We start from the raw sequence: 24,892 nt of genomic DNA on the forward strand, positions 1-24,892 counted from the left end.
AGATCACCCCCAACGTCGTCGAATAAGCGATAGACCTCGCTGGCTTCAAAATTCAAATGCGGCCGGCGCCGAAGTGCTGGGATACTGTAGGGCCAGTGATCGGAGCCAGATTGCCGCCTTTGTACGCCTCAACAGCTTCCGCTACGGTCCCACTGACCCCCGAATACGCGTCAATCCTTGCAGCCTGAAGTGCGGAAATAGCGTTGGGACCCACGTTACCCACGATAACCGCCGAGACGCCCGCCTGCACCAGCGCCTGAGCAGTCTTCATTCCCGCCCCTCCAGGCGCGTCAACTCCCGGATTGGGCAACGATTCGTGCCGCATCGTCTCAGTGTCCACCACGACAAAATACAGGCACCGGCCAAATCTGGGATCGACCTGGGAATCCATCCCCTTTCCCTGTGCGGGGACCGCAACCTTCATTTCACCAGCCTCCCCTCACAAAGTAAAATGTGCTACCAACGCCGCCTCGGCCCGTATCCACGCCCCCACGGAGCTCCCGCCGGCGGTCCACTTGTGCGGCCGAGAACTACCGCCACAGGTCCCCGCCCACATCTCGGACACGTTAACGCGGGGGCTTCCTCGTCCTCCTTATCCGCTTTGACGACTCCCGCCTCCCATTCCTTACCGCACCCGAGACACCTCAACCGGTTCCCTGCCAGTTCGTAGTTGCCGCCTTCGATGCGGATAGCCCTTCCTTCCACCAGCCCCCTTACGAGTTTGAATCGGGCAGCGGCAAGCATCCTCTGAAAGGTACTCTGTGAAATGCCCATCTTCTCCGCACAAGAGTCCTGGTCCAACCCTTCGAGGTCCTTCAGCCGCAAGGCCTCCATCTCTTCCACGGTCAATACCTCTTCCTGAAGGTCGGCCATCGGAACCCCCGCCGGCTTGAAGTACCTCACATATGGGAAGAAGGCAACGTTACGCCGCTTAGGTGGTTTCGGCAACGTCATCCCTCCATAAGTTAATGTACGACTTAGGATGTGCATCTATACCCATTATATGATCTAAGTCTGCCCAACGCAAGACCCCGACCGCGTATCTACCAAGAAGTCCCGATCAACCTCTGCCTTCTTAGATAGTCGATCGCCGCATTGTGCAGAGCGCTTGCTATTTAGCACCCATCCTCAGGCAGGAAATTATTTCTTCAAGTCTCGAAACAAGCGCCTTTACCCTGGGAGCCAGATACTCCTCCATCTCCGGATTTACCTCACCATATCGTCGCAATCGGCGAGGCTCGGAGTCCACCAACCCTTCCCATAGGCTGCTCGCCCTGGCAAAGATACTTGCACGCACAGATTGCGTGCGCATCTGAAGGTTTAGATCACTGCGCAAGACGTCCACTTCTTCTCTCAGGGCAATAACATGACGGCGAACCTTTTCCCTCTGTGCCGGGCTCAAGTCGTTTGTTTCGCTATACATAATACCTCGCCGCTCCCGACCGTCCGCCCAGGCCTCAAAGTCAAAAAGGGCCTCATCAAGCAGAGCGAGGATAACCGATAGGCTGCGCCGTTGGCTTTCGTTCATAAGTTCCGCTGTCCGGAGATATTCCTCTGTACGGAGCATGTCCGGGCACATATCATTGACATTGTTGTCACCTGTGATTGCCTGGTCGGCGGTGTTCTTTCCTACGGACACAGCCTGGATAAAGCGACGCTTCACGTTATCGCCCCCCAGATAGGTTCGCAGCACTGGACCTCCACGGTGGTAAACGAGAAAGCCCCTACGAGCAATCGTAGGAGCTATCATCTTGCGAAGAATCCGGCGAGCCCCATCGCCTGTGTTACGTTGAATTATAATTGAGACATCCCTGGATTGCAAGGCGCGCGGGGGTTGATGCCCACATTCTGGATTGTCGCGGAAGCCGAGTAGGCATAATATTAGAGAGGTGGCGATGGAGCTCGCCCATTCATTCGAGATCAGCCCTCGTGATAGCTCCTACAATTACCTGTAGGGGCTTTTTGCTTCTACAAGAAAATGGGGTGGGTTCATGGCAAGCGCGCGGGCAAGTACAACCCGTTCGTCGTGGCTCAACAGGAACGTCTGGGGGATGGCCGTTACGAGCTTCCTCTCCGACACCAGCCACGAGATGGCGACATCGGTACTTCCATCATTCCTGACGGCGCTTGGTTCGCCCCCTCTGGTTCTTGGGGCGATTGAGGGCGTATCGGATGCGCTCTCAAGTTTTGTAAAGCTAGGCGCAGGCTGGTATTCGGATAAAGTTGGCCGCAGGAAAGGCATAGTGGTCGCCGGATACTTCATAACCGGTGTAGCCTTATCGCTGTTTGCGTTCGCCAACGGGTGGGCGCTTGTGATGGTTGCCAGGGCACTTGGTTGGCTTGGACGCGGCGTGAGAGGACCGCTGCGCGATGCCATGCTGTTGGATTCAGTGGATCAGAAGGATCGCGGGAAGGCGTTTGGGTTTCACCGCGCGGGTGACACCTTGGGTGCTATAGTGGGACCCCTCACGGCAGCCGCGCTGTTGGGCTTCTTCAAGCAAGCCGGCCCTGGCTCCGGCGTACCTGCATTAAGAGGCATATTCCTGCTAACCCTTCTGCCCGGCGTTGGGTCCGCGGTTGCGTTCGCTTCGCTAGTCAAAGAGAAACACGGCGCCGGGAAATCTCAACACAAGTTCTGGGCGACCTTACACCGCATGCCATCGGGATTCCGGAGATACCTGGTCGGCATCGCCACATTTGGAATAGGAGACTTCTCACATACCCTCTTGATACTTGCGGCCACCCAGATTCTGAAACCATCCTGGGGCATCACCAGAGCGGCGCAGGTGGCTGCGATACTGTATGTCCTCCGGAACGTGTCGTACACGCTCTTTTCGTACCCGGTCGGACTCCTCAGCGATCGGTTAGGTCGTAGGTATGTTCTCGTCTTCGGATATGCAATTGGCGCGGTTACCATGCTTGGCTTTTCGGCACTGTTCGCATTCCCCAACTACGTGTTACCCATACTATTTCTGCTCTTCACGGGCGCTGGACTATATATTGCGGTGGAAGATACCCTTGAAGGGGCACTAACAGCGGATCTTGTACCCGACTCCGGAGTACGAGCCACCGCTCTTGGGCTGCTGGGCGTCGTCAACGGGGTTGGCGACCTGGTTTCAAGCCTAGTGGTAGGTGGCCTATGGAACGCAAGCCCGCCGATGGCCTTCGCGTATTCGGCGTTCATGATGTTGGCCGGCGCCCTGGTGCTGAGCCAGTTTCGGTAGGAGCGTTACACTTGAAGACGCGCGGGCGTGGGATCTGCAACTGCCATATGCCGCATCACACCGATTCTAGTGCCGGCACGTCAAAACGACAGAACACTCCAGTAGGGCCTAGCCCTACTGGAGTGCAGCTCCAGCCCTGCCAGCCTGCACGCAACATCCGCGAACTCTGCCAGCAAACCGCGGCGCGCCGGTCTTGATCTGTCCCCCATACTCCCAGGTGTCATACCCTGTTGTTTCCTATTCTATTTACAGACCGCACAATCTCCGCCAGGCACCGGTCAAGCTCTTCGTATTCGCCAGCCTCGACTGTGTATGCTCCGTATCTGACACGGATGTAAAGGTTGGTAAGGAACTCCACTGCCCCCCGCGGCGCAGGGGCGGCAGCCAGGAACCTGGGAAGGTATTCATACGGAGTCTCACTACTTCGGCGTCCGGCGTTTACCTTGGCCCCCAGGCCAAGCAAACGGCGGTAGGCTGTCCTTACTCGAGAAGGGTCTCCTCCATCTGCCGGTTCGCCACAGGACCCCGGCTCACAAGTCTGGTGCCCGGCAGCCAGCCACGGTAATTCAGCCCAGGACCAGATGGACTCACGGGTTTCCAAGACGCCCTCCTCCTCGGGTTCCAGTCTGAGCCAGATGGAGCTCATGAAGATGGACAGCATGACATAGGCGACAAAAAGAATGCCCAGCGCAAATACAAGCCCGACCAACCATGGCGGAAGACTGCGCAGGGTTTCTTCCTTGAGCTGGTCGGCGAAAGAGATGGTTACCCCGATCGGCGGGAGTCTCGCGGGACGCCTTGCGATCCACCGCATCAGGGGTTCAATGACCCGCCCCACTATCACTGCAATCGGCAACACGATTCCTAACAGTACGCCGGCAATCCACAGGAGGAACCGTCTAACGACAGCGGCGGCCCCAACCACATCACGGCCCGCCAATAGCCAACCAGCGGCGGTTGGAACTACCACCACGCCCAGCGCCGCGATTATGGCGATTCTTCGCCAGGCTTTCCCGTGGGGGGGCCCCGGCTGTCCCACCTCCTCGGCCTGTAGGATGATGGCCGACATACTTGTGCCTGCCAGTGCCAGTAATCCCGCGACGAAGAAACTCGCCATGCAAAGGACCAACCGTCCGGTAGAGTCGCTGGGCAAGCCCATCATGGGCGACAGGATAAGCAACAAGATCAATCGCAGTGTAAGGCTGGCAAATTGCTCGCTCAGCGCCCCATGATTCCGGTAATACTGCACAACCACAGCCCCGCGCCACCAGAGGAAAAGAAGGATGATTAGACTGGTCGTAAATGCATCTCCGGGAGCCGGTGCGAGAATCGCTGCGAGAGCTGCCGTGGAAACCAGCCCGCTCACCCCAATGCCCGCCCGAAGGTAACCCAGGCTCACCTTTCTCTGGTAAAGATTCTCCGTCACCAGGGACCCAGCAGTGATCGCCAGAGCCTGAACCCACAGTACGGGCTTCTCAACATAAGCATCTAAACCCACGGCGGAGAAGATGACGATTTCCCAGGCGTACCAAAGAGCCATCTCCATGGCCAGGACCAGCGCATCCGTGACGCCGAACGGCTTACCCGATCTGGAGCTCAAGCGGTGCACCCCCATCTAAATGGACTCGACGCACGGTTACCCCCGGGCATTGATCCAGGTGAGCATTTTGCCCCACAAGCAGTACGATTACCTGCCGACCGGTATCCCTGGCGGCCAGGATGGAGTCTCTTAGCTCCTCGTTTGTGAACCCTGTGACCAGTACCACGCCACAACCAGGTGGAAGTCCCGGAACCTCCGAATCCAACAACGTACAAATTGAACCGGATGGGCCATGCATCTTGGCCAGTGCCGCGAGTCCCTCCTCCAACATTTCGGGGGAACGGCTGGGGGGTATCTTCAAACCTGTGCCGGTGCCCGCGACGCAACCATTTGAGAAGATTCCTGCCACATAACGGTTCTCAAGGCAGAGACTGAACACTGAGGCGGCTACGGTAATCGCTTGATCGAGAAGGTCAACGTCCAATCCCAGCCAGGGAGGGTCATATGTGGCGGCGTTCAAAAAGACCGCCGTGCAGGTCTCGGCCCTGGGCTCATATACCTTGACCTGGAGGCTCCCTGTCCTAGCAGTCGCTTTCCAGTGAATGCGCTTGAAGCTGTCCGAAGGATCATAGTCGCGTATGCCGGCTACGAAGGATGGGTCCTGCAGCAGCCGGTCGCTGACCCTGGTATCACCAAGCGGCCGCCGCGCTGGTAACCCCAGTGCCTCCAGGGGTAGAATCCTCGGATAGACAATCAGGTGGGTCGTATCCTTGAGCGCCAGCGTTTCCTTGCAGAACCCAAAAGGGTCTCCACACGTGAGCCTGGCTGGGCCGAGAGAGTAATAGCCGCGCCGGGGGAACCGGATTTCATACTGGCGGCGGACCCGCTCGTAGTAGCCCAACGATACGAAGGAAAGCAGTCTCTTGCGCCCGGGGATATAATGGATACCCAGGCGTCCTCCCTTCAGGATCAGGTCCTCTGGAACATCTTCCTCCATCTGAAGCCAGGTGATGGGCAGGAGCTTATGGTTTTCCAGGGTTATAGTCAGGGTTGCCGGCTCCCCTGGGAAAGTCCTGAGCGGGTGAATCTCCTTATTATAAGATACTCGCTTCAGGCTGATCTTTCCCCAGCTATAGGCAGCCAGGCTTATGGCCAGCACCGATACGTTCGCCATGAACAGCAGGCGCTGCTTCCACAGCAGGCTTAAGACACCAAGCACGATAAACAACGGGGTCCATGAGGCGGAGAACATGTCATCTCACCGGCATTCCAGCAAGGTCTTCCACCGGAACGGGTGTGCAATCGAGCGCTTCCCCTACGAGCCTCTCCGCGTTCCCACCCGCAAGCCGGCTCTGGGTTTTCAGAAGGAGGCGGTGAGCAAATACCGGCCCGGCCAGTCGTTTGATGTCGTCGGGTACTACGAAATCCCTCCCTTGGGTGAGCGCGTGGGCTTGGGCACACCGGTACATGGCAAGCGTCGCCCGCGGACTGGCGCCCAGGCGGGACGAGGAGTGGGTTCGCGTTGCCCTCACAACATCGACCAAGTAGCCCAGTACCACATCTGTTACCCTGACAGTCTTGGCGGCGCCTTGCAGTCCCAGTACCTGTTCCGGCGAGAGCACTGGGGCCAGGTCCGATAGCGGGTCGAGTGTTCCAAAACGCTGGACAATACCCATTTCCAGATCCCTTTCAGGGTAGCCCAGGCTAATCCTAAGCATAAACCGATCCAGCTGTGCCTCCGGCAATGGATACGTGCCCTCCATTTCGATGGGGTTCTGCGTTGCCAGGACCATGAACGGCCGAGGTAACTCGCGTGTTACTCCGTCCACCGTCACCTGCCGCTCTCCCATGGCTTCCAGGAGGCTGGACTGTGTTCTAGGAGTGGCCCTGTTGATTTCGTCCGCCAAGACGATATGCGCCATAACCGGCCCAGGCCGGAATTGAAACTCCCCCAGTTTTTGGTTGAAGTAGTTGAGTCCAGTCACGTCCGATGGCATCAGGTCGGGGGTGAACTGAATCCTCTGGAACGAGCAATCGAGGGACTCTGCAAGGGCTTTCGCCAGCGTGGTCTTCCCTATTCCCGGAACATCTTCCAGCAGTACATGCCCTTCCGCTAGCAGGGCAACAACGAGAAGGTCCATGGTTTCCTCTCTACCGACGAATGCTCTCCGAACATTGGTCTTCAATTCACGGATGAGAGAGTACGCAGTGAACATATCCATCAAGGATTCTTCCTCCTACGCGCTATTGGCCGCTCGCTCGCGCCTGTCGACAATCTCAACTAGCAAAGGCAAATCGGTTGATAGATCTAGTAATCGCGCCGAGTGTATCCGACTGTCCGCCCCAAATCCTTCAATTCTCACAACTACATACCTCCACCTCCCAGCATTTGGCCGGTACCCAATCCAATGAAAGCACCTAGTACCCCTAAAGCCGTCGAAACAACCATGTAAACGATGGCCCTGAATACGTCGCCTTCCCGAAGCATTATGAGAGACTCCAGGGTGAACGTCGAGAATGTCGTGAAGGCACCAAGCAGCCCGATGGCCGCAAAGGACCGAGATTGAGAGGATAAAGTGCCGGCGAGCGTAAACGAATGGAGCATTCCTGTAAAAAAGCTCCCCGAGAGGTTGATAGCCAGTGTGCCCCACGGGAAAATCACTCCCAGCAGGCTCCCAAAGTACAGCGACACAAGGTATCTTAGTGTTGCGCCGAATGCTCCACCCACTGCGATTGCTACTAGCATGCCTCAACCCCCGTCAAAGCGTAAACCTCTTAGTCCAATCCTGGGTTGCTCTATTGGCCAGTCTTGAGTGGCCATGACGCTTCCCAACTATGAGTAAGGCTCCCACGGTTATCCGTAGGAGCCATCATCACAGAGGACACCTGGCGAGCCCCATCGCCTATACTGTTCTGAATTATAGCCTATGGACCGTTGGGCTGCAACCTACAGAGGGGGTACTGCTCGAAGCGACCGGACCGACCTGTCCCAGAAAGAAAGCTGCCCTCCGTCTAACGACAGCAAGGGGATGATGGAGCGCTTCTATCCACTCCTCCACTGCGCCCTCACTAACGTGGAGCCCGCACATGGAGCCCGCGCTTGGTTGCATCGGCGACTGAAGAAATGGTACAATACCACCTAAAGGTGATGGGGCTCGCCGAAATTACCCGGACGAGTCGGGGGTTTACGTTCACGGGTTGATGGCTCCTGTCGTGTTGACAGGGGCTATTTTGTTTGTGATGGAGGGACTCCAATGCTTCAGCAGTACGCATCTCAAAAAGCTGCCCTTCTGAAGGCTCTATCGTTAGTTCAAGAAGTAGCCGAAGGTGCCGGACGGCCTGAGGTACGACAGGCGGCAGAACAGATATCCGAACAACTGCGCCAGGGGCGATTCAATTTGGTAGTATTAGGAGAGTTCAAGAGGGGTAAGTCGACTCTCATCAACGCCATGCTGGGGAAAGAGGTCGTTTCTGCAGGGGTTACCCCTTTGACATCAGTGGCAACCGAAATCGCATACGCCGAGAATGACTGTGCGATGGTGCATTTTATGGACGGCAGCAAGAAAACCATAGATCTCAAAGAGATTCACGAGTACGCCACCGAGAAATACAACCCTCTCAACCGGAAACGCGTGGGTAAAGTTGAGGCATTTGTTCAGTCGTCGTTCTTGGCGGATGGCCTGGTTCTCGTTGATACTCCTGGCGTCGGTTCTACCTATATGCACAACACGAAATCAGCGTATGAATACATCCCCAAAGCAGACGCAGCCATATTCGTTGTGTCGGCTGATCCGCCCATCAGCAAAGCGGAGTGTGATTTCATACGGGATGTACGCAAGTATGTAGACAAGATTTTCTTCGTTCAGAACAAAGTCGACTACCTGGCTGAGGAGGATATGGCCGAGTCATTAACCTTCACGCAGGGGGTCATTGCCTCCGAAGTGGGGAGCGCTGGAATTGAACTATATCCCATTTCGGCGAGGCTGGCTCTCGAGGCAAAGAAAAGCGGTAACACGGAGATACTTCACGAGAGCATGCTGCCCGCATTCGAATCTGACATCGGTGGATTCCTGGTTAAGGGAAAAGGTGAGACTCTGCTTGAATCAGTTGGGCGGAAGACCGCGAACCTCCTGGCGGACCTCGAACTTGCTCTCTCCCTAGAACGTAAGGCCATTACCACTCCGTATGACGAGCTTGCGGCCAAAGCACAGGAGTTCTCGGATCTGGCCAAGAGAATCGAGAGGGAGCAGATGGAAGCAGAATGGATTCTAGATGGCGAAGTCGAGAGACTGTCTGCAGAAGTCATCGAGGAAATCGAGAACTTCAAGGCTCAGGCAACCGCATCCATTACGAGAGAGCTCGACATCTGCTGGAGCGAAACCGAAGATGCCTCTATCAAGAACCTACCCGAGATACTCACCCAATTTGTCAAGGCTAGGATCCTTCAGTATTTCACCAGTTTTCGGGAGGCCGCAGTCAGCCTAGCAGAAGATCGATTTAGGCAGATTGCCGGTCACCTCGCATGCAGGATAGCGCCGCGCATCGCGGATATCAAGGCCTCTGCCGCAAGACTGTACAACATGGAGATCGAAATCCGCTCGGAGCCTATTCACTTTCAACAAGAAACGGACTTCTACTTCCGGCTCGATGAGCTGCCCACGCTCCTGCCTCTTAAGCCTGGGACTCTCCAATCGTTCTTGCCCAAGAGGGTGGCCAGGGAAATGATTCGTAGGGCAACCACCGAAAAGGCATACATGCTTGTCGACCGGCAGTGTGGGAGAATCCGGTATGATGTCTTAGCGCGGCTGAATAATAGTACTTCTCTACTGAAGAGAGAGATGCAGCGACGGTTCCAGGATCTCCTGTCGCTTACGGAGGGTCTCTTCAACAAAACACTCGAAAGGCAGAAGAGTGGCAGGGCGGAAATATCGGCCCGGGTCTCGGAACTCGACAACCTGAGTGCCAAGATCGCTGACATCTCCCCGCCCCGCGCAGCCGCGGTCGGGGATTCGTGCCGAAGCAGGTGAAACACCTCTGCGCAGGGCGAACGATTTCGCCGGGGGGCCTCAAACAAGAACACCCCGTTCCGCCGCGAAACCGCAGTCCGTACTATCGTAAGTTATGCGGCGCGGCCGTCCCGTGACAGAACGAGGACAATTCCTTTATGGGTCAGTGATTTCTTTGATTTTTTCGTTTTCAAGAAATTCTTGAATGAAACTTTCCATATGCGCGTGCACAGCGGCTTCGGCCTTGAGCTCGTCTCCCTCTACTATCGCTTCGAATACCCGCCTGTGCTCGAGTGTGCTGCGCTGGAGCCTTCCGGGTATCCCGAAGATCAGCTTGAAGAACCTTTCCTGGTGGTCACTCAGGTTGTCCATCAGGGCCTCAAGCCGCCTGTTCCTCACTGCCGCGATCAGGAACCTGTGGAACTGGTCGCCGAGGGCCCTACAGGCGTCCTCATCCCCTCTCCGGATGGCGTCATCAGCCCCTTCGATCAGGCTTTCCGCCTCCTCGATCTGCTCCTTGGTAAGCGTACGCGCAGCCACGCGGGCCGCCATGCCTTCGAGAAGGCTCTTGAGGTGATACACTTCGCGTATATCCTCGCGCGAAATCGGGGCGACGTAAAAGCCCTTGTATGGATAGAAGACCACCAGTCCCTCCTTCTCGAGTTTGCGGAGGGCATCTCTCACCGGCGTCTTGGAAATGTGCAGCTGCTGCGCCAGCGACGTTTCCACAAGAGGCTGGCCCGGCCTCAGCACGAGGTTGATAATGGCGGCCTTGATACTCTGATACGCGCGTTCGGTGAGGGGCAATGCCCCTTCAAGCGGTTCAAGCGATGCCATGATCGGCTAAGACCTCCCACGAAACCGGCGCCCGGCCTGGCGGCGGTCGGGCCAGCTACTCCTTAAGCCCCTTGAACGGGCGGACTTCGAACAGCACCGTGCCCCCGGGTGTGTAGGGCTGACCCGGGTCGGCACACTGCCAGAGGCGGCCCTCAAGTCCAAGATTGTCGAGGTCGACACCCAGCCGGACGGCAAAAACCACGGGATACAACCCGCAAAACGCGTAGCCGCATATGGGGCCGGATTTCTCTTTGCAAATGTTGGCGCCCTTCAGGACGATCTTATCACCCGGCTTGATGCCTGCCGCGCAATGGCCCTTTACTTCTCTCGCAACGATCTCGACTTCTCGGGTTATCTCGGCCACCCTCTTCATTTCTCAACCCCCCAGCACTATAGCCACAGGTAGATTGTTTGACCGAGGTTCAAACCTGCGCGCGGCGGTCCACGAGCTGGCGGCGGACCATAACCGCCATCGTAAGCACCGCCACCAGGAGTAGAGTAGCGCTGATGGGGCGCGTCACAAAGATGGACCACGACCCGTGTGACATGATCAGCGCCTGCCTTACCGCGTTCTCGATCATTGGTCCGAGGATCAGGGAGAGTACCACCGGCGCTACCGGATAGCCGTATTTCTCCATGAAGTAGCCGAGCACCCCGAACGCTATGGCGAACATCACCTGCAGCGTGGAGCCCGACTCCGCAAATGCCCCAATTATCGAGAACACCGCCACGGTAGCGACAAGATACTCCTTCCTGATGGTGGCCATCAGGGTTACCGGTTTGATGAGAAAGAATCCTACCGCGAACATGATCAGATTGGCCAGTATCATTCCGGCGAAGATCGGGTAGATCACGTCGAGGTTATCCTTGAACAGCATTGGCCCGGGCTGGAGACCCTGGATCGTCAAGGCGCCCAGCAACACCGCGGTGACGGCGTCTCCGGGAATTCCCAGGGTAAGCATGGGTATCATCGCGCCGCCGGAGACAGCGTTGTTCGCCGATTCAGGCGCGGCGATCCCCTCGATAATACCCGTGCCGAATAGTTCGGGATTCCTTGATGTGCGCCTTGCTTCCCCGTATGCCATGTACGCCGCGATCGTGCCCCCGGCGCCCGGGAGAATCCCGACCCACGTACCTATGAGGCTTCCGCGGACGGCAGCCTTCAGTATCCTCTTCAGCTCGTCCAGCGTCGGCCACACCCTGCCTATGTTCGTGTTAACAACCTGTACCCGGTTCTTTGCTCCAGCCAGCCGGAGCACCTCCGCCATCGCGAAGAAGCCGATCACGGCGGGCAGGAACGGCACGCCTCCAGCAAGCGCCAGGCTGCCGAAAGTGAACCGCGGCACCGGGAGGATCGGGTCAAGGCCGATAGTCGACAGGAGCAGGCCGAAGGCCGCCGCCATAGCGCCCTTCAGGAGGGACTTTCCGGAAACCGCGAACACCGTCGTCAGGCCGAACACTCCCACCGCGGCGTACTCGGCAGGCGAGAACGCCAGGGCGAAACGCGCGAGCGGCGGCGAGAGGAATATCATTATCAGCGCCGACACCAGCCCTCCGAAGGTCGAAGCGATGAGGGCGGCCCCGATCGCCTTGCCGGGTTGCCCCTTCTGGGCGAGCGGATAGCCATCGAGGACTGTGGCCGCCGCGGCCGGAGTCCCCGGTGTCCTGATGGTGATGGCGGTGATTGAGCCGCCGTACATACCTCCACAGTATATCGCCAGCAACAGGAGCAGGGCAGGAATTGCGGGAAGGCCAATCGTAAACGGGATCAGTAGAGCGATCGCCAACGTAGCCGTGAGCCCCGGTACCGCGCCGAAGACGATCCCTATCACGGCCCCCAGCATCATCACCAGGAAGTTTGACGGCTGGAACACAGCTTGTAGCGCGTATGCTATAGGGTGGGACATCTGGTCGCCCCCTTCAAGGTGTTCATCTAAACAGGCTTCCTGCAGGCAACGACGCCTTTAGCAGGTAGGAGAAGACCACGTGAACCACCGCCACGACGATCACCGCGTTGCCCGCGGCGCGTTTCAGGTCCCGCTTCTCCTGCGTGACAAGGGTGAGGGACACGCAGTAAAGAAACGTGGAGAGCATGAAGCCTATGACCACCATTGCGTAGTAGTAGGCGGCCGATAGCCCGACGGCGAGCAGCACTGTCGTAGTGTTTTCGTCACCGGCCCGATACCCATCCTCGGCCCCATCTTCGGTGAGCGGCCTCAGCTTTGCAGCTATTTGCAGGAGGGCCAGGACAATGAGCAGGCCGGCGGAGACCCGAGGAAAGAACTCGGGCCCCGCCAGATTGACCTCAAAGGATGGGAGCCTGCCAGCCGCATTGATGAACACAGCTGAAACCACGATGGCCAGCAATCCTGCCACCACATCAGGGTGCAACAGTTTGGCTTTCATCGTTTGCCCCACTTTCGACCTCGTCGTATTTCGGAACGCCAGGGTAATCACTGCTTGCCGGTCAGGTTCAGGTCCTTTACCACCTGGACAACCCTGGGATACAGGTTATCAACGAACTTCTTGAATTCCGCGGCATCCCTGAAGAACGGGTCGAACTTCGATTTCTTCGCGGATTCCAGGAACTCGGGGTTCTTGTACGCCTTGACGAAGGCATCTTCCAGGACCTTCTTCACATCCGCGGAGATTCCCTTCGGAACTGCTATCGCGCGCCAGGACTCGTACACCACGTCGTACCCGAGTTCCTTTAGCGTTGGGGCGTTCGGGTAATCCGGCATGCGGCTGTCTGTCGTCACAGCGAGCAGCCGGATAGTCCCTGACTTTATGTGCTGGTCGGCCAGGGAAATCGTGTTCATCTGGGCATCTATGTGCTTGCCGAGGAGCGCCGCATTGAGGTCCGGCGAGCCCTTGAAGGGAACTACGGAGAACTTGGCGCCGGAGGCTTTTTCGAGCAGCGCCACCGCCTGGTGGAATACGCCGCCGAGGGGCGTCGTGCCGATCTTCACCTTCTCGGGGTTCGATTTTGCGGACTCAACAAGGTCCTGAAGCGTCTTGAACTGGCTGTCTCCGTGCACCATAACGCCGAAGGGTTGCGCCGTGAATTGCATCAGGTACTCAAAATCATCGTACTTGACCGGAGACGTGCCCATGGCCTGATTCGTAAGGATGTCGAAGGTGGCCAGGCAGACGGTGTACCCATCGTTCTTCGCCTTCGCGGCTTGTGCCCAGCCCATGGCGCCGTTAGAGCCTGCCACATTGGTGGGGCTTATGGCTACGCCAAGCTCCTTTTCCGCGTGCTTGGCAATCAGCCGGGCGGCCAGGTCCGAGGCCCCGCCTGCGGGCCAGGGAATGATCATGTCGATTTGCTTGGCGGGAAATTTCTTTCCACTACTACAACCTGGCAAGACTAACCCGACCACGAGCGCGAGGACCAGGATCAACAAAGCGCTTCTCTTTGGTGGCATGTTGCGCTTACCCCCTTAATTCGGCTGAGTCAATACTAGAACATCAGGTTCAACGCTTCCTCTCCCGTCATACCCTCGGTCACCCCAAGTGAGCGCGCCGCTTCTGTGGCGGCATCGACGGTTGCGTCGAGGAGGTCTCGCAGCGACCTCACGCCAGTAACCCTGGCTCCAACGATTTCCCGCTCCCTGTGCAGATCATCGAGGCGCTTCAGGTCAACCAGGCCACACATCACGTAACCCCTGGGAGCAGCTATCGCTAGCAGGTTGGTTTTCGGGAGCTGGACCGAAATGCCCACGCACAGACCATTCCTCACTTTCAAGGGGACCATTTCTACCACGCGTTCACCTCCTGTCCATAATTGTCAGACGATACGGCATATCGGATACGATATCCGTCATGCCGGGTGTTCGACGCCTGGCCGGCTGATTCCTCCCCGGCATACAGACAGTTTCAGGGCAGGGCGGTGCACTCCGCCCTGCCCTGAAACGCGCCCCCGATCATCGCTTCGAAACACCATTGATCAGCCCTGGACCTAGTTGGTGTGCAACATGAGGTAATTCCTGATGTCTCCCATGACGCCGTCGATGTGATCCAGCATGGCCTTCTCGGCCGCCTCGGGGTTTCCATCAGCAACAGCCCGGTACACCTTGCGGTGCTCGTCAACAAGGCGGCCCTTCACGTGGAGTCTCACATACTCGTAAAGGGGGGCAAGCTCCGTATCCTGTGAAACGAGTTCGTAGGCGGCCTCCAGAGAGCGGTTTCCGCTGGCCCTGGCTACCAGCCGGTGAAAGAGCATATCCATGTCCGAGCCGGTTTCGCCCTGGTTGATGCGTCTTTCCTGCTCAATGAGGGCCTCCCCCATTCGCCCGGCGTCCAGGGCCGTCGCATTTATGGCAGCCAGCCTGGCCGTCTCGCGCTCGATCGCGCGCCTGGCCTGGAGCACCTCCAACAGCTGCTTGCACTTGCTGGCGTCAAGCAGGCGCTCGGCCCCGCCTGTACCGAACGCCCGCCGGCCGGCATCCAGGTATGCGAAACGCTCGACCCCCGACTGCGTAAGCATCCTTCCGCGGTTTGAGACCCTGGTGGTGAATCCCCTGGCGTCGAGCTCGTGAAGGATTCGGCCGGCGGTAGCCTCGCTGATGGGGTACCCGTGCCTGGCCAGCGTCTCGCGCAAGGCCCAGGACCCGACGGCGGCACCGGCGGCCTCGTGTATTGCCTTCAGTGTAAGGTACTCCAAATCAGATCGTGGAAGTGGTTTCATCGCACCTCGAGTACGCCTCCCGGCCTCGCGAGTCCCCGTCTATATCTGGTGGTCATATTCCGCCGGGTCGATCTTGACTTCAATTACCACCGGGCAGTCCCCGTAGAGATTGGCGCGTACGCAGTCTCTCAGTGACTCGAGGGACGCGCAAGACATGCCCCTGGCACCGAAGCCCTCCGCTATTTGAGCCCAACGCGCCGGCCCGAAGTCCACTCCGTAGCGTTCGTACTTCCTTCTTGCCTGGACGACCCTGATCAGCGACAGGCACTCGTCGTTGAATACCACGTAGACAACGCCTTGCTTCAATCTAACGGCGGTCTCAAGTTCGTGGACCATCATCGCGAACCCTCCGTCGCCGATGATTCCCAGCACGGGCCTCTCGCCCATGCACTTCTTGACGGCGATGGCGCCGGGAACACCGTAGCCCATCGACGACAGGCCATTGGACATGAAGAACGTCAGCGGCTGGCTGGCCGGCCAGATCTGGCCCGCGAGTAGCTTGTGGGAACCGACGTCACAGACGAATGCACCGCCGGCGGGGAGTGCCTCCCTGATGGCCATCAGTGCGGCTGCAGGAGACAGGCCGTTGGCGGAAGAAGCGCCGCCCGGGGCTACCTTCTCCCGTATTGCCGCACGCGCCGACGCCAGGTGTTCGCTGGTCCATTCGTGTCCGCCGGAGTAGCCCTTGCTCAGACTGGCGAGGATGGCTGGGATTGATCCAACGAGATAGTCCCCCTCCCATTCCGCGCGGTCCCTCGGGGATTCCTCCAGCCACACTATGGGCGCGGTCGCCGGCCACGTCTTGTCGGCCTCACTTGCGTCAAACCCCACACCGAGGATGAGATCGCACCCCTTGATGAACTCCAGCACCCGATCGTCCGCGGCCATACCGGTGGCAATCCCGACGAAAAGCGGGTGGTCGTGTGGAAACACGCCCTTTGCTTTGGGAGACAGCAGCACCGGAACGCCGTGACGCTCTACGAACTCCCGGAGTGGTCCAGCGACCGATACGGGATCCACATTGATGCCTGCGCACACCGCGGGGCGCTGAGACTTGCGGAGGCGCTCGACTACCTGAACCATGCTGACCGTGCTGTGCTGTTCGGCCCGGGGCGGCGAGGCCCCATCCCCCAGCGAACCCGGAAGGACTGCCTGAGAGCGACCCACGTTGCTCGCGAGTTCTAGGTGAACGGGTCCTCGGGGCCGCCTCATGGCGACCTCTATCGCGGCGGGAACCACTACATCCGCATTGTCCGGAGTGACTCTGACCGACCATTTCGTGACCGGACCGTAAAGCGAGCACAAGTCGATTCGCTGGTGCGGCATCTGCCTGTAAGTTTCAGTGGACAGCTGACCTGTTATCGCTATCATGGGCGACCGGTCGAGGTAGGCGTTCGCCACGCCAGTCAAGAGGTTCGTCGCTCCAGGGCCAAGTGTGGAGAGGCAGGCTCCCGGTCTGCCGGATACCTGGCCGGTAACGTCGGCCATGAACGCAGCGGCCGCCTCATGGCGCGTGAGGGTGAAGGTAAGACCGGCCCTCCGGCCACACTCAACGAAGTCGAGCACCTCGCCGCCAGGCAGCCCGAAGACCTCCCTGACCCCGGCGTCGAGTAGCCCTTTTACGATCGCTTCAGCTACCAGCATCGAAAGCCCCCCTATTCAGCACGCTCGCTATCGGGCGTGGGTTATTGCTCGACAGATGCAATTGCCAGTACCTCGATAAGCGCCCCCGCGGCCAGCCGCTGCACTTCGACGCAAACCCGGGCAGGTGGCTCGGCGGGGAAATACTCGCCGAACACGACGTTGAACTCGGGTACGAGGTCTAGATCCGTCACGTAACAGTCGATCCTGAGGACCGTCTCGAGCGACCCGCCCGCGGCCTCGATGACCGCCCGGAGGTTCTCCAGGGCTTGTCGCGCCTGTGCTGTCATCCCCGGGCCAGCAAGCTTTCCCGTGGCGGGATCGCGCCCCAGCTGTCCCGAAGTGAAGATGAGCCCCCGAATGCAGGTCGCCTGCGATATTGGCGACAGCGGTACGGGCGCTGCCCTGGTTCTTGTTACCGTCTTCCTCACGTTGCGCTTTTCTCCCCTTTCTGAAGACTATGAAGGTCGCATGGAGCAGTCGCAGGTATCCCTGATGAGTAGTGACCCTGCCTACCGCTGTTGCAAATGTTCTACGTGGGGCGGCTATTTCCTTCACGAGGTGGCTCGCGGTGAATCTATAATACTGGGGGCGGCGAACATTGATGAGTAATGAATGGCCCCAGGAAGCCTCGCTCCAGGGCGAAATTCAAGGGGCAAGCCCGGCGGCAAACAACCCACATGCTGTCGCAGGCTGTGCGAGGGGACTGTCAATCCCGGCGTGTCTGCCCTACTGTTCGGAGGCTTCCCGTCTGAGTTCGCCTATGGCCATGTTGACGGGGCGAACAGGAGTGATCGTGGAGATCGCGTGCTTGTACACGAGGAGCTGCTTTCCGTCACTGTCCATCACTACGGTGAAGTTGTCGAATCCCTTGACAAGCCCTTTAATCTGGAACCCGTTGACCAGGTAGATCGTGACGTAAACCGAATCCTTACGTACTTGGTTCAGGAAGCTATCTTGCAGATTGATCTGAGGCTTGGTCATCCAGAACGCACCTCGTTCCCATGCTCTGCTACCCTTTTCTACGCTGGCAACAGTTTTCCTTCAATAAGCCGGGTTACCTCTTCCAGAACGGAGTCCTTTGGGCGATTATTTCCAACGTTCACCCAGGTTATTCTAGGGTCGTTCCTGAACCAGGTGAGCTGCCGCTTGGCGAAGCGGCGGGTGTTGCGCTTCAGTAGTCGCACCGCTTCTTCGAGGGTGCTTCTACCGAACAGGAAATCGATCATCTCCCTGTATCCCAGGCTCTGCATCGAGAACAGCCGCTCCCCGTACCCCATTTCGTGGAGGCGCCTTACCTCCGACGGCAGCCCGGCGGCGATCATCCTGTCCACCCTGGCGTCGATCCGCCTGTATAGCTCGGGTCTGGGCACATCAAGCGCGACCACCAGCGTGTCGAGCAACCCCTCGCCGCGGCGCCGGGCGAACTCGGATAGTGGCACACCGGTCAGCCGGTAGACCTCCAGCGCGCGTATCAGGCGCCTCCGGTCGTTCTCGTGGATCCTTGCCGCCGAGACCGGGTCGACTTCCGACAGCATGTTGTGGAGCGCGCGTGCCCCCAGATTGTTCGCCACTTCCCCCAGTTCGGCGCGTATCCGTTCGTCGCCTGGAGCGTCGGGGAAACAGTATTCGTTTACGACGGCTCGAATGTACAAGGCGGTCCCGCCGACCATCATCGGGAGCCGCCCCCTCCCCACTATCGCGCGCGCCGCCTCCAGCACCAGCCGCTGGAACTCGGCGACTGAAAACGGCTGGTCGGGGTCGAGGATATCGATGAGGTGGTGTGGGACGCCGCGGCGTTCCTCCAGTGGGGGCTTTGCGGTGCCGATGTCCATGTGGCGATATACCTGCATCGAGTCGGCGGAGATGATCTCGCCCCCGTGCCTGAGCGCAAGTTCGATGCCCAGGACGGTCTTACCCGTGGCGGTCGCGCCGGTCAGCACGAACAGCGGCATCGTGTGGTGCACGTGCTACCTCCTGCCAAATCGTCTCTCCAGTTCGCCGATGCCTAGTTCGATCACGGTCGGCCTGCCGTGGGGGCACCTCAACGGATCCGAAGTCGCCGCGAGGTCGCGCAGGAGCTGCGCGGCCTCGAACTCCGAAAGGCTGCTTCCCGCCCTCACGGCTGAGTGGCATGCGGCCAGCGCGCGAGCGGCCAGTTCCACGGGACTCCGGCCGTGCGGCGCCGCCGACGCCGCCTGTACAACGCTGAGGAGCAGCCCGCGAGTGTGCGTCGAGTCGAAGCCCGACGGGATGCCCCTGAGCAGTAGGGTATTATTGCCGAAAGGCTCGACATTGAACCCCATTTCACGCAGCGTATCAAGTACATCGAGCGCCGCCTCATATTCGCCCGGCGGCAGGTCGACGACCTCGGGGACGACCAGCGTCTGGCTGGCAACGGGCTCTTCCCTGCGCGCGTACCGCTCGAACGCCACCCGTTCGTGCGCCGCATGCTGGTCGATAATGCATAAGCTTCGGGGCCCCTCCGCCAGGATGTAGGAGTCGAATACCTGCCCGACCACGCGGAGCCCGGCAAGGGGGCCCGCTGCGGGCCCAGGGACGGGGCCGGGAGGCAGTGGCTCGCCTCCGGCAGCGCTGTGACTGCGCTCAGGCGGCCCGTATGCCGCGACTGCCTCGCGGCCTGACCACGCGAGGCCCGCGCTTGCGCCCGCCGTTGAGTCGTTCGACTGTACTCCGCCAGGGCCTTCGCGAACCCATCCGGTTCCGGTGGAGGCCCGTGCCGTCGACGGGCCTGCGATTTCGACGCCGTTACACGCGGAGAGCGCCGCCCGCACTGCGGCGTAAACCGCACGCTTCACGTCAATCTCGCGGGATATCCTGACCTCGGTCTTCTGGGGGTGGACGTTCACATCCACCCATGCGGGCGGGAGCAGGATGTTCACGAAGAAAACGGGGTAGCGCCGCCCGTGTATCAGGCCGGAATATGCCTCCTCGATGGCAGCGCGTATGGATGGGGATCGCACGTGCCTCGAGTTGATGAATATGTACTGGATAGACCTGGCGCCGCGGGCGGTCCCGGGGTCGCCCGCGTACCCGCCTATCCGAACGCCGTCGCCGGCCGCCGGGCTGGCGGGCGTCCCGCCCCCGAGCGCGAGCATCCGGTCCGCCAGCTGGGTGCCGTACAGGGAGGCGATAGCGTCTTTCAGAAAGCCGGTCCCCTGCGTCCTCATCACCACGTTACCGTCCACGCCGAGGCTGAAGGCGACGCCGGGGTTTCCCAGCGCCAGCGCGTAAAGGGCGTCGGTAATCCGCGCCGACTCGGCGTCATCGCTCTTGAGGAACTTGAGTCTCGCAGGGACGTTGAAGAACAGGTTACCCGCCTCGACTGTCGTTCCGGGGGGCGCCGCGCACTCCTCCGAGGAAACCAGCCTCCCCCATTCCACCACCACCAGCGTGCCCGACGGGGAATCCGACGGGCGCGTCCTGAGCTCAACTCGCGAAACAGCGGCGATGCTGGCGAGCGCCTCCCCGCGGAAGCCCATGGTACTCACACCCGCGATGTCCTCCACCCGACGTATCTTGGAGGTGGCGTGTCTGGAGAACGCGAGCACGGCGTCGTCCCCGGGCATGCCGCTCCCGTTGTCGGTCACGCGGATGAGACGCCTCCCTCCCGCCTGGACAACGACCGCGATCCTCGTGGCGCCGGCATCGAGCGCGTTCTCCACAAGCTCCTTCACCGCCGACGCGGGGCGCTCGACCACCTCGCCCGCGGCTATTTTGCTGGCTGTTACCTCATCGAGTACGGCTATCCTGCCCAGGTGACACACCCCCTGTCCGACCCCAGCCGCGCGCTTGGCGCGGGGGTCACCCGGATTCCTTCAGGGTCTTCTGCATCTCAGAAAGCCTCGCGAGCGATTCCATGGGGGTCATGTTGTTGACGTCCGCGCCCCTGATCGCGGCGAGGACTTCCGCCTCCGCCGGAGTGAGGCGTTCGGCAGAGTCCGGGCCGGCCGGATCCTCGCCGCCCGCGCCACCGGCAGATCTTTCGCCGCCTCCAGCAGCGGCTGCCGTCTCCAGCAGCGATATCTGGCGAGGCCTCGAGGGGCTCTGCTCCTCCAGCGACCTGAGGATGACTTGCGCCCGTCTTATGACTTCCCGCGGTAATCCCGCCATCCGCGCGACATTGACGCCGTAACTCCTGTCGACGCTGCCCGGGGTCAACCGGTAGAGGAACGTGAGTTCACCGTTCTTCTCCACCGCCGTGACGTGGAAGTTCCTCACCGCGGCGAGACGACGTTCGACCTGCGCAAGCTCGTGGTAGTGGGTGGTGAACAGCGTCAGGCACCCGACCTCGTCGTGAAGGTACTCGAGCGCCGCCTGGGCGAGCGCCATGCCGTCGTAAGTGCTGGTGCCACGCCCGAGCTCGTCCACGAGCACGAGGCTGCGCGCCGTCGCCGAGTTGAGAATGCCGGCTACCTCGCTGAGTTCGACCATGAAGGTACTGCGCCCGCCGGACAGGTCCTCGTAGGAGCCCGTCCGATAGAACACCGCATCGAGCAGGCCGATTGTGGCGGCGGCAGCCGGGACGTATGAACCTATGTGAGCCATGAGTGCGATCAGGCCGGTAGTCGCCAGGATCGTCGACTTGCCGGCCATGTTGGGTCCCGTGATCAGGAGCACCCGCTGACCGGCGGCGTCGAGGCCGATATCGTTGGGGACGAACCTCTCGGGGCCGAGTACCTTCTCGAGGACCGGGTGGCGCCCGTCCTTTATCGAAATGACCGCTTCGTCAAGGACCGCGGGCCTCGAGTATCCGCATTCCGCCGCCACTTCCGCCAGGGACGCCAGGCAGTCCGCCTCTGCGACAGCCCTGGCCCTCTTCTGGATCTCGGCGCACCGCGCGGCCACCCTGTCGCGAACGTCGCAGAAGATCCCGTACTCGAGTTCCGACAGGTTTTGCTGCGCACCCAGCACCTGCGACTCCCTGTCCTTCAGTTCGGGTGTGACGAATCGCTCGGCGTCGGTCAGCGTCTGTCTCCGGATGTAATGCGGCGGCACGAGGTGAAGGTTCGGCCGCGTTACCTCTATGTAGTACCCGAATACCTTGTTGAAACCCACCTTCAGCGACTTGATCCCCGTGGCCTCACGTTCGGACTGTTCGAGCCGCGAGATCCAGCTCTTGCCGTCCCTTGAAGAGGACCTCAGGGAGTCCACAGTCGCGTCATAGCCGTCCCTTATCAACCCGCCATCCCGGAGCGTCATCGGCGGGTCCTCAATGATAGCGCGGGCAATCAACCCCGAGACGTCCTCCAGAGGGGCGATGGCCTCGACGATCTGCCTGATGAGGGCGGGCGGCCCGGCTTCCCCGAGCGACCGGAGCAGGAACGACCGTATTTCCCCCAGTGTTTCGAGCGATTGCGCGAGCGCGACGAGGTCCCTGGCGTTGGCCGACCCCGTGGACACTCGCCCGGCTATCCGCTCCATGTCGTATACCTGACGGAGGCTTTCCCGCAGGCGCATGCGTATCTGAGGGCTGTCGACAAGGAAGCCCACGGCGTTCAGCCGCTCCTCAACAGCGGCGACATTGCGCAGGGGCCTCTCGATCCAGGCCGTGATGGTCCGGGCGCCCATGGCCGTCACGGTCCTGTCGAGCACCCACAGCAACGTCGCGCGTCGCGACCCGTCCTGGTCCCGCCTGACAAGCTCGAGGTTGCGCCTGGTGGATGGGTCGATCGACACATAGTCGCCCGCGCGGTATACCCGCACCGAGGATAGCTGGGCGACCGTAGACTTCTGCGTCTCCCGCACGTAGCGCAGCAGGGCGCCGGCAGCCGAGACCGCCGCGGGCATACCGTCGAGGCCGAAACCGGAGACAGACGCCACCCCGAACTGCCGCATCATCGTCGAAGCCGCCTCATCGGGGGCAAATGCCCTCTCCTCGTACACTGTCACGATCGACGCGGGGCACTGCTGCCTAAACGTCCTGATTGCGGGGTCGTTCTGCAGCGCCATGGGGACCAGGACCTCCGAGGGCGTAACCCTGAGGAGCTCGGGCAGAGCCGCGGACGCCACGGCAGCGCCCGCCGCCCCGGCGTCCGGTTCCACCTGGGTCGTGAAGAATTCCCCGGTCGAGACGTCGGCGAATGCAACGCCGGCAACGGTTCGCCTGCCTCCCCCCCGGATGAGAGATACCGAGGCGATGTAGTTGTTTCGCCTCTCGTCGAGCATCTCCCCGTCCGTAACGGTTCCGGGGGTGATGACCCTGACTACCTCGCGGTTAACCAGGCCTTTTGCGGTCCGCGGATCCTCAACCTGTTCGCACACCGCGATCCTGTAACCCTTCGAGATGAGCCGCGATATGTATTGAGTCGAGGCGTGGTGCGGGATACCGCACATCGGAGCCCTCTCGCCTCTCCCCGCGTCCCTTCCTGTAAGAACCAGCTCCAGCTCGCGCGACGCCACCTCGGCGTCCTCGTAGAAAAGCTCGTAGAAGTCCCCGAGCCTGAAGAAGAGGAGCATGCCGGGGTACTGCCGCTTTATGTCCTTGTACTGTCTCAGCATGGGTGTCGTGGCGTCCACTTTACCCCTCCCGCCAGGCCGTGAATTCTGCCCGTGTCCACGAAAAACCTCTTGGGGCGGCAGCGCAAGGAGGAATTCGGGATGAGTTGGCAGAATGTTGCCTGATCGAGAACAGAAAAGGGGCCATAGCCCCGAGAAAGTACAGGAGGTGCAGAACGTGGGTTTTCGGGGGTCATCTAGTCTCAAAGCGGCCGCCTTCGCTCTCGTCACCGTGATGCTTGCCGGCGTGCTCAGCGGCTGCGGCGGGGGATCATCCGAGATCAAGATCGGGTGCTTCTATCCGCTGACGGGCGCCAACGCGGCAAAGGGGCAGTTCAACAAGAACGGAACCCAGCTCGCGATCGACGACATCAACGCCGCCGGAGGACTCCTCGGCAAGAAGGTCGTTCCCGTGTACGAGGACACCCAGTCCAAGAAGGAGAACGTCCCGAACGTCGTCCGCAAGCTAATCGAGCAGGACAAGGCCGTCGCGCTCATGGGCGAGGTCGCCAGCTCCAACTCGATCGCTGCCGGCCCCGTCGTGAAGCAGCTCAAGGTCCCAGCCATTGCGCCGACGTCCACCAACCCGAAGGTCGTTATGGACCCCGAAGATGTGACCAAACTGAACCCATTCTACTTCCGCGCCTGCTTCATCGACCCGCTGCAGGGCGCCGTCCTCGCGAACTTCGTCTCGAAGAACCTTAACAAGACGAAGGCGGCCCTCCTCTACAACATAGCGCAGGATTACAACAAGGGACTTGCCCAGTTCTTCAAGGAGAGGTTCCAGAAGAACGGCGGCACGATCATCGCCGAAGAGACCTATCCCGACCAAACCCAGGACTTCAAGCCGCAGCTCACCAAGATCAAGGAAGCCAATCCTGAAGCAATCATCATTCCCAACACCTACGCCGAGAACGGCCTCATACTGAGGCAGGCGAAGGAACTCGGGATTAATGCCATCTTCCTCGCCGGCGACGCGTCGCACGCGCCGAAACTGATCGAGATCGGCGGCGACGGAGCGGAAGGCGTGTACCTCACCACTCTGTACGCGCCGGACGACCCCGACCCCAAGGCGCAGGCTTTCGCCAAGAAGTACCGCGATAAGTTCAAGGAGGAGCCGAACAGCAACGCGTGCTTCTCCTATGAGGCAATGATGGTCATCGGCGAGGCGGTCAAGAAGGCCGGCAAGGCCGAGCCCCAGGCGATCCGCGATGCCATGGAGAACGTCAAGGACATCGAGGTTCCCTCGGGTAAGTTCACCATGGACCCAAAGACCCACAACCCGCTCAACAAACCGGTCGTCGTCATCCAGGTCAAGGGCAACGGGTTCGTGTTCGTGACTAAGGTGACGCCGGAGTAACACAAGTGATTGGTGACCGGGCCCCGACTCGCGGGGCCCGGTATTCCATTATGGCAATACCTCAAAGGAGCCCAC

The 24,892-nt window shown here is 60.1% G+C and carries 24 protein-coding genes; 3 read left to right on the forward strand and 21 right to left on the reverse strand.

The window, feature by feature from the left end; translation table 11 throughout:
* Positions 1-52: 52 nt before the first annotated feature.
* The 3 genes from HPY55_12445 to HPY55_12455 all read right to left on the reverse strand — a co-directional run bounded on the left by HPY55_12445 (position 53) and on the right by HPY55_12455 (position 1,663).
* A complete protein-coding gene (locus HPY55_12445) occupies positions 53-424 on the reverse strand; it encodes a NifB/NifX family molybdenum-iron cluster-binding protein (GenBank protein NPV71434.1) in 372 nt (123 codons plus the stop codon).
* A gap of 32 nt (positions 425-456) precedes the next feature.
* Positions 457-948, reverse strand: coding sequence for a DUF134 domain-containing protein (locus tag HPY55_12450; protein ID NPV71435.1), 492 nt, complete (start codon positions 946-948; stop codon positions 457-459).
* Positions 949-1,111: 163 nt separating this feature from the next.
* Positions 1,112-1,663, reverse strand: coding sequence for a hypothetical protein (locus HPY55_12455; GenBank protein ID NPV71436.1), 552 nt, complete (start codon positions 1,661-1,663; stop codon positions 1,112-1,114).
* Between the two features lie 328 nt (positions 1,664-1,991).
* Here HPY55_12455 and HPY55_12460 point away from each other — a divergent pair, with 328 nt between their 5' ends.
* Positions 1,992-3,224 (forward strand): MFS transporter, encoded by a 1,233-nt coding sequence (locus HPY55_12460; protein ID NPV71437.1) that lies wholly within the window; start codon positions 1,992-1,994, stop codon positions 3,222-3,224.
* 220 nt (positions 3,225-3,444) lie between these two features.
* On the opposite strand, the gene HPY55_12465 is transcribed toward HPY55_12460, so the two are convergent.
* The 5 genes from HPY55_12465 to crcB are packed head-to-tail and all read right to left on the reverse strand — an operon-like array spanning position 3,445 to position 7,510.
* A complete protein-coding gene (locus HPY55_12465; protein NPV71438.1) occupies positions 3,445-4,824 on the reverse strand; it encodes a DUF4129 domain-containing protein in 1,380 nt (459 codons plus the stop codon).
* Positions 4,805-6,016: a DUF58 domain-containing protein gene (locus tag HPY55_12470; GenBank protein NPV71439.1), complete on the reverse strand. Its 1,212-nt coding sequence runs from the start codon at positions 6,014-6,016 to the stop codon at positions 4,805-4,807. Before HPY55_12470 ends, HPY55_12465 begins: the two co-directional genes overlap by 20 nt.
* A 1-nt stretch (position 6,017) precedes the next feature.
* Complete coding sequence (locus HPY55_12475; protein ID NPV71440.1) at positions 6,018-6,986, reverse strand: MoxR family ATPase; 969 nt, start codon at positions 6,984-6,986, stop codon at positions 6,018-6,020.
* A gap of 15 nt (positions 6,987-7,001) precedes the next feature.
* The gene (locus HPY55_12480; GenBank protein ID NPV71441.1) at positions 7,002-7,232 is read right to left on the reverse strand and encodes a hypothetical protein; all 231 of its coding nucleotides are present in this window, start codon (positions 7,230-7,232) and stop codon (positions 7,002-7,004) included.
* The gene (gene crcB / locus HPY55_12485) at positions 7,130-7,510 is read right to left on the reverse strand and encodes a fluoride efflux transporter CrcB (GenBank protein ID NPV71442.1); all 381 of its coding nucleotides are present in this window, start codon (positions 7,508-7,510) and stop codon (positions 7,130-7,132) included. Before crcB ends, HPY55_12480 begins: the two co-directional genes overlap by 103 nt.
* Before the next feature lie 508 nt (positions 7,511-8,018).
* Between crcB and HPY55_12490 the strand changes: the two genes are divergently transcribed.
* The gene (locus HPY55_12490) at positions 8,019-9,791 is read left to right on the forward strand and encodes a hypothetical protein (GenBank protein ID NPV71443.1); all 1,773 of its coding nucleotides are present in this window, start codon (positions 8,019-8,021) and stop codon (positions 9,789-9,791) included.
* A gap of 135 nt (positions 9,792-9,926) precedes the next feature.
* On the opposite strand, the gene HPY55_12495 is transcribed toward HPY55_12490, so the two are convergent.
* The 13 genes from HPY55_12495 to mutS all read right to left on the reverse strand — a co-directional run bounded on the left by HPY55_12495 (position 9,927) and on the right by mutS (position 23,460).
* Positions 9,927-10,607: a GntR family transcriptional regulator gene (locus HPY55_12495; protein NPV71444.1), complete on the reverse strand. Its 681-nt coding sequence runs from the start codon at positions 10,605-10,607 to the stop codon at positions 9,927-9,929.
* Between the two features lie 55 nt (positions 10,608-10,662).
* Entirely contained in the window at positions 10,663-10,980 is a 318-nt protein-coding gene (locus HPY55_12500; GenBank protein NPV71445.1) for a TIGR04076 family protein, read from the reverse strand.
* A 49-nt stretch (positions 10,981-11,029) separates the two neighbouring features.
* Complete coding sequence (locus tag HPY55_12505; GenBank protein NPV71446.1) at positions 11,030-12,514, reverse strand: C4-dicarboxylate ABC transporter permease; 1,485 nt, start codon at positions 12,512-12,514, stop codon at positions 11,030-11,032.
* 22 nt (positions 12,515-12,536) lie between these two features.
* The gene (locus tag HPY55_12510) at positions 12,537-13,013 is read right to left on the reverse strand and encodes a hypothetical protein (GenBank protein ID NPV71447.1); all 477 of its coding nucleotides are present in this window, start codon (positions 13,011-13,013) and stop codon (positions 12,537-12,539) included.
* Between the two features lie 47 nt (positions 13,014-13,060).
* Entirely contained in the window at positions 13,061-14,035 is a 975-nt protein-coding gene (locus tag HPY55_12515; protein NPV71448.1) for a tripartite tricarboxylate transporter substrate binding protein, read from the reverse strand.
* Positions 14,036-14,070: 35 nt separating this feature from the next.
* The gene (locus tag HPY55_12520; protein NPV71449.1) at positions 14,071-14,364 is read right to left on the reverse strand and encodes a DUF1805 domain-containing protein; all 294 of its coding nucleotides are present in this window, start codon (positions 14,362-14,364) and stop codon (positions 14,071-14,073) included.
* Between the two features lie 204 nt (positions 14,365-14,568).
* On the reverse strand, positions 14,569-15,297 hold the full coding sequence (locus tag HPY55_12525) for an FCD domain-containing protein (protein NPV71450.1): 729 nt from the start codon (positions 15,295-15,297) through the stop codon (positions 14,569-14,571).
* 39 nt (positions 15,298-15,336) lie between these two features.
* Positions 15,337-16,941, reverse strand: a complete 1,605-nt coding sequence (locus tag HPY55_12530; protein NPV71451.1) for a thiamine pyrophosphate-binding protein — start codon at positions 16,939-16,941, stop codon at positions 15,337-15,339.
* A gap of 41 nt (positions 16,942-16,982) precedes the next feature.
* Complete coding sequence (locus tag HPY55_12535) at positions 16,983-17,369, reverse strand: RidA family protein (protein ID NPV71452.1); 387 nt, start codon at positions 17,367-17,369, stop codon at positions 16,983-16,985.
* 298 nt (positions 17,370-17,667) lie between these two features.
* Positions 17,668-17,922: an RNA chaperone Hfq gene (gene hfq / locus HPY55_12540; protein NPV71453.1), complete on the reverse strand. Its 255-nt coding sequence runs from the start codon at positions 17,920-17,922 to the stop codon at positions 17,668-17,670.
* A gap of 38 nt (positions 17,923-17,960) precedes the next feature.
* Complete coding sequence (miaA, locus tag HPY55_12545; GenBank protein ID NPV71454.1) at positions 17,961-18,893, reverse strand: tRNA (adenosine(37)-N6)-dimethylallyltransferase MiaA; 933 nt, start codon at positions 18,891-18,893, stop codon at positions 17,961-17,963.
* Positions 18,894-18,908: 15 nt separating this feature from the next.
* Positions 18,909-20,726, reverse strand: a complete 1,818-nt coding sequence (mutL, locus tag HPY55_12550; protein NPV71455.1) for a DNA mismatch repair endonuclease MutL — start codon at positions 20,724-20,726, stop codon at positions 18,909-18,911.
* Positions 20,727-20,763: 37 nt separating this feature from the next.
* The gene (mutS, locus tag HPY55_12555; GenBank protein NPV71456.1) at positions 20,764-23,460 is read right to left on the reverse strand and encodes a DNA mismatch repair protein MutS; all 2,697 of its coding nucleotides are present in this window, start codon (positions 23,458-23,460) and stop codon (positions 20,764-20,766) included.
* Between the two features lie 175 nt (positions 23,461-23,635).
* Here mutS and HPY55_12560 point away from each other — a divergent pair, with 175 nt between their 5' ends.
* On the forward strand, positions 23,636-24,817 hold the full coding sequence (locus tag HPY55_12560; GenBank protein NPV71457.1) for an ABC transporter substrate-binding protein: 1,182 nt from the start codon (positions 23,636-23,638) through the stop codon (positions 24,815-24,817).
* The last annotated feature ends 75 nt before the right edge of the window (positions 24,818-24,892 follow it).

This window comes from Bacillota bacterium, from assembly GCA_013178305.1.
Taxonomy (GTDB): domain Bacteria; phylum Bacillota; class Sulfobacillia; order JABLXB01; family JABLXB01; genus JABLXB01.